4 protein-coding genes are annotated in these 4557 nt (G+C 39.5%); 2 read left to right on the top strand and 2 right to left on the bottom strand.

Annotated elements, in window-relative coordinates; all coding sequences use genetic code 11:
* Positions 1-3 precede the first annotated feature (3 nt).
* Positions 4-237 (bottom strand): hypothetical protein, encoded by a 234-nt coding sequence (locus IQ228_RS27485; RefSeq protein WP_039199603.1) that lies wholly within the window; start codon positions 235-237, stop codon positions 4-6.
* A 79-nt stretch (positions 238-316) separates the two neighbouring features.
* Between IQ228_RS27485 and IQ228_RS21700 the strand changes: the two genes are divergently transcribed.
* Positions 317-1150 carry a hypothetical protein gene (locus IQ228_RS21700; RefSeq protein WP_039199604.1) on the top strand — a complete coding sequence of 278 codons (834 nt, stop codon included), beginning with the start codon at positions 317-319 and terminating at the stop codon, positions 1148-1150.
* Between the two features lie 15 nt (positions 1151-1165).
* A complete protein-coding gene (locus tag IQ228_RS21695) occupies positions 1166-1945 on the top strand; it encodes an RDD family protein (RefSeq protein ID WP_039199606.1) in 780 nt (259 codons plus the stop codon).
* Between the two features lie 501 nt (positions 1946-2446).
* On the opposite strand, the gene IQ228_RS21690 is transcribed toward IQ228_RS21695, so the two are convergent.
* Entirely contained in the window at positions 2447-4459 is a 2013-nt protein-coding gene (locus tag IQ228_RS21690; RefSeq protein ID WP_027401520.1) for a cation:proton antiporter, read from the bottom strand.
* Positions 4460-4557: the final 98 nt, after the last annotated feature.

Here is a 4557-nt window from a genome sequence, read left to right as displayed (position 1 = left end):
AAATTAAAACCGTCCCTGATTGGCAGCAACGGTTGAGGGATTTTGTTGATCAACTTCTTGAAGACTTGGACAAACAGTAATATATGGATAGTTATGGGTAGAAATTATCAAGCTGCTTCTACCCCTAATTTCTGCCGAACGCAGGGACTTTAAGCGTTTTTGTTCTACCTTCTTCAACAAAGCATCTAAACGCTGCCAATTAGCCTCGCGTCTTCCTATCCAACGTTGAATATTCATAAAATTTCTAAATACTTAGTACAGATTAGCTTAAAATAACTTCAAAGTAAGCACTGTATTTTAGGAAAAAATTAACACCATGTCTGGAAATTTTGGTTCTTCTAGCTCCATACAACCATTGAGTATCGGCAATGTAGTCAGTGCTGGTGTACGTTTATATCGCTCTCATCTGAAGACTTATCTGAAACTAGCTTTAATCGCTCACTTATGGGCTTTAGTTCCCATCTATGGCTGGGCAAAATATGCGGCGATTTCTGGACTCATATCACGTTTAGCTTTTGGAGAATTGACTTACCAGCCGGAAAGTGTTGAAGAAGCTAGAAGTCATGTTAATCCACGTTTTTGGTCATTTTTTGCAGTTTATCTGCAAGTAGGTATTAATCTTTTCTTAGCTTATCTGGGAGTGACGATTGTAGCTGGTATAGCGGTTGGTCTGTTGACATTCATCTTATTTTTAATCTTAGGACCTATAGTGATTTACTTATCTCCCTACTTCACCCCATTATTAATTATTTTGATGGTGCTGCCAGGACTAACTTGGTTTTACGCTCGTTGGGTTGTGGCTGAAGTACCGTTAGCAGTAGAAGAAAATATCAATGGTAGCGAAAGTATTTCTAGAAGTTGGGAGTTAACCAAAGCTTCAGCATTTCGCATTCAAGGAATTGTGATAGTTACTGGACTTGTGACGCTGCCAATTATGTTTTTATTTAACTATATACCTAATTTATTTCTCATCAAACTAGAGCCGGGTTCTACTATCTACACATTGGTGTATCTCGTTTCCTTGCTTATCAGTTTAGTAGGAGGAACGTTTGTGATGCCATTCTGGCAATCAATAAAAGCTGTGATTTACTATGACTTGCGAAGTCGTCGAGAAGGGTTGGGTTTACAATTACGTGATCACGATATTTAATTAAATTCAAATATAATGCACCTTTTTAATCGCATTAAATTCACTACACCTGAAAGTGTGGAAATAGAATTTACCCTGGCTGGAATTGGTAGTCGGGCTTTAGCACTAATGATTGACTACCTAATTTTAGCTTTTACTTTAGTAATATTGGCGTTAATATGGTCGTTTATTTTTCAGCAAATTACTGATTTGGGAGTTAGTATTTTTGGCTCTAATTTCGGCTTGTGGTTGATAGCCATATCTCTATTAAGTTTTTTCTTTATTTACACAGGTTATTTCGTCCTTTTTGAAACTCTTTGGCACGGACAAACACCCGGTAAAAGTATTGCTAAAATTCGTGTTGTGCGCGATGATGGTAGACCTGTGGGTTTACAACAATCAGCATTACGAGCCTTACTCCGTCCTCTTGATGAATCCTTATTTATGGGTGCTTTTTTAATTACTTTTAGTAACCGAGAAAAGCGTCTTGGTGATTTAGCTGCTGGAACAATTGTGATTCAATCAGAAACAGTTGTGAAATCATCAAATTTAGCTATTTCTGAAACAGCTAAATCTTTCCATATTCAATTACGAGAAATAGCCGATTTATCACTTTTATTACCAGATGATTTTGCTATTATTCGAGAATATTTACGCCGACGCGGTGGAATGTCCACAAAAGCCCGGACAGCACTTTCTTTAAAACTCACCCAACAGGTTCAATCTATTATTAATTTAGAAATTCTGCCAGGAAATATTGCTTCAGATGTATTTTTAGAAGCTGTTTATCTCGCCTATCAAAACCCTGAATTTTAGAGGTTGTTTGAAAAGTATTAGATGCAACCGATCATCTCCAGAAACCTAACCTTCCTTCCTCTAACATACCTCTAAGATACAAGGTTGGGTTGTGGAACGTAAATGTATCCCTGACGGGAGGCGTTAGCTATAGGCGTACCCCTGCGGGAGCCGGAAGCATCAGCCATAACCCAATATTATCATGGATTTTGTTGGGTTTCGCTATCGCTCAACCCAACCTACATTTCCTTGGGACTTCCAATTAAAAAAATACCCAAAAATTTCTTGTGGTGCAGGACGAAAAGCCTGCTAATCATCAAGGACAGGCAGGATGCCCATCCCACAAAATTGTGATTGCTTCCCTTCGCTCGCAATGACTGTAAATATTTTTGTCCAATTACTTACCCAAAAATTTCTTGTGGTGGGGACGAAAAGCCCGCTAATGATCAAGGACAGGCAGGATGCCCATCCCACAAAATTGGGTAATTTATTTTTTGGTGTTCCCTTAACCGACAAGTATTGCTACTTAATGGTGATTTTACCTTCAGCAAATTGGATTAAAGCTGTTAATTCTTCTGCTGATCCTACCACTAATAGGCGATCGCCTAAAAGGAGTGTAGTTTGACTATTGGGATAATCAATTTCTTCTCCATCAACCCGACAAATAGCCATTAAACTCACCCCAGTTAAATAACGCATATTCACTTCTTCTAAAGTCATGCCAATTAAAGGTGAATCTGCTGGTAAGTCATACCAACGACGATTTAGATCACGGGTGACTTTTTGTAAATATTGAGAAACTTCAGCAGCAGAACTTTCAGGGCGTAAATCCAAATAATGATCTTGGCGAATTTGTTGCATTTTCTCTTGTACCACTTCTGGTAACAAACCCACAGTAATTAAGAGATGATTTACCATTTCCAAACTAGCTTCAAATTCTGGTTGGACAACTTCCTTTGCCCCCAATTGATAAAGAAGCTCAATATTTTTATCTTGGGTAGCACGGACAACTGTATCTAATTCTGGACATACTTCCAAAGATCTTTTTAAGCATAGTCGAATACTAGCAGGATCTGGGAGTGCGATCGCCATTCCTTGAGCATGACTGACACCAGCGGTTTCTAAGACATGAAGACTCACCGCATTACCATAAACATAGGCAATTCCTGCATCCCTTAACTGTTGAATCCGACTTTCTGATTGGTCAATTACTACCACAGATAATTGATATTGCTGTAACAACTTCACCAGATTTTTACCCAGTCGTCCATAACCACAAACTACGATATGATTTTTCTGTGGCAAATCTTCCGAAAAATCACGAGCTTGGTCATCCACCAAATATGGTTTTAACCAAGGCATAGATTCAGCAAAATCGAATAAAAATGGCACTAATCGCAGGACAAAAGGAGTCAACATTAAAGTGACAGCGGTAGTTCCTAAAATTAGTAAATATACCCGCCGAGACACCAAACCCAAAGCTTGCCCTTCACTAGCCAGAACGAACGAAAATTCCCCAATTTGTGCTAATCCCAGCCCCACAATTAAAGATGTTTTTAAAGGATAGCGAAACAGACTTACTAAAGGAGTAATAATTAAAAACTTACCCACAAAAACCAAAGCCACCAATCCGAGAATCAATTCTAGATTTTGCCACAAAAATACCGGATCAATCAACATCCCAATGGCAGCAAAAAATAAACTAGCAAATATATCCCGCAATGGTTCAACAATAGTCAAAGTTTCATCAGCATATTCCACCTCAGAAATCATCAATCCAGCGACAAATGCCCCCATTTCAATAGATAACCCCAAGTATTCTGTGAATATGGCAATTCCTAAACAGATGGTGACAATACCTAATAAAAATAACTCCTTACTTTCCGTTCTGGCTAATAATCTGAGTAAGGGGGGAATTAACCAAATCCCCGCTACAACCGCACCAGCGGCAAATAAACCAATCTTTAGCAATGCCATCAACACAGCAATGCCAATCACCTCTCCTGGTTCATGGAGGGCTGGTAAGACAGCTAACATTAGTCCCAGGGCTAAATCCTGGACAACCAACATCCCCAGCATCACCTGACCGTGAGGTGTTTCCGTTTCATTGCGTTCCATTAAGCACTTGAGAACCACCGCAGTGGAAGACAGAGACAAAATCGAACCCAAAAATACACCCTTAGCGGGTAAAGTTCCCCAAGCGCCAGTGACACCGCAGACCAAAACAGTGATGAGAATAGTGAGGATAATTTGTAAAGTACCACCTCCGAGAGCGATCGCCTTAACTTTCCTAAGTTCCGTTAAGGAAAACTCCACACCCAAAGCAAACAACAAAAACGCCACCCCAAACTGAGCCAAGGTTTCCACTTGGATAAGTTCCTTAATCAGTCGCAGTCCAGAAGGACCAACAACCATCCCACCAATCAGATATCCCAGCAAAACAGGTTGTTTTAACAGCGCAGCTAATAGTCCACCGCAAGCTGCAACAGCAAACACCAAAACTAAATCAATAATTAAACGAAAATCTTCTTGCACCAGTTTTAATTAAGAACTATAAACAACCATATAGATTCAGCATACAAACTTTTAGCAATTTGCGGGGAGGGCTGGGATAGAAGAAAATATAGCAGGGG

The organism is Dolichospermum sp. LEGE 00246 (genome assembly GCF_015207865.1).
Classification (GTDB): domain Bacteria; phylum Cyanobacteriota; class Cyanobacteriia; order Cyanobacteriales; family Nostocaceae; genus Dolichospermum; species Dolichospermum heterosporum.
The sequence above is the reverse complement of the archived record's forward strand: the minus strand, read 5'-3'. Positions and strand labels throughout refer to the sequence as shown.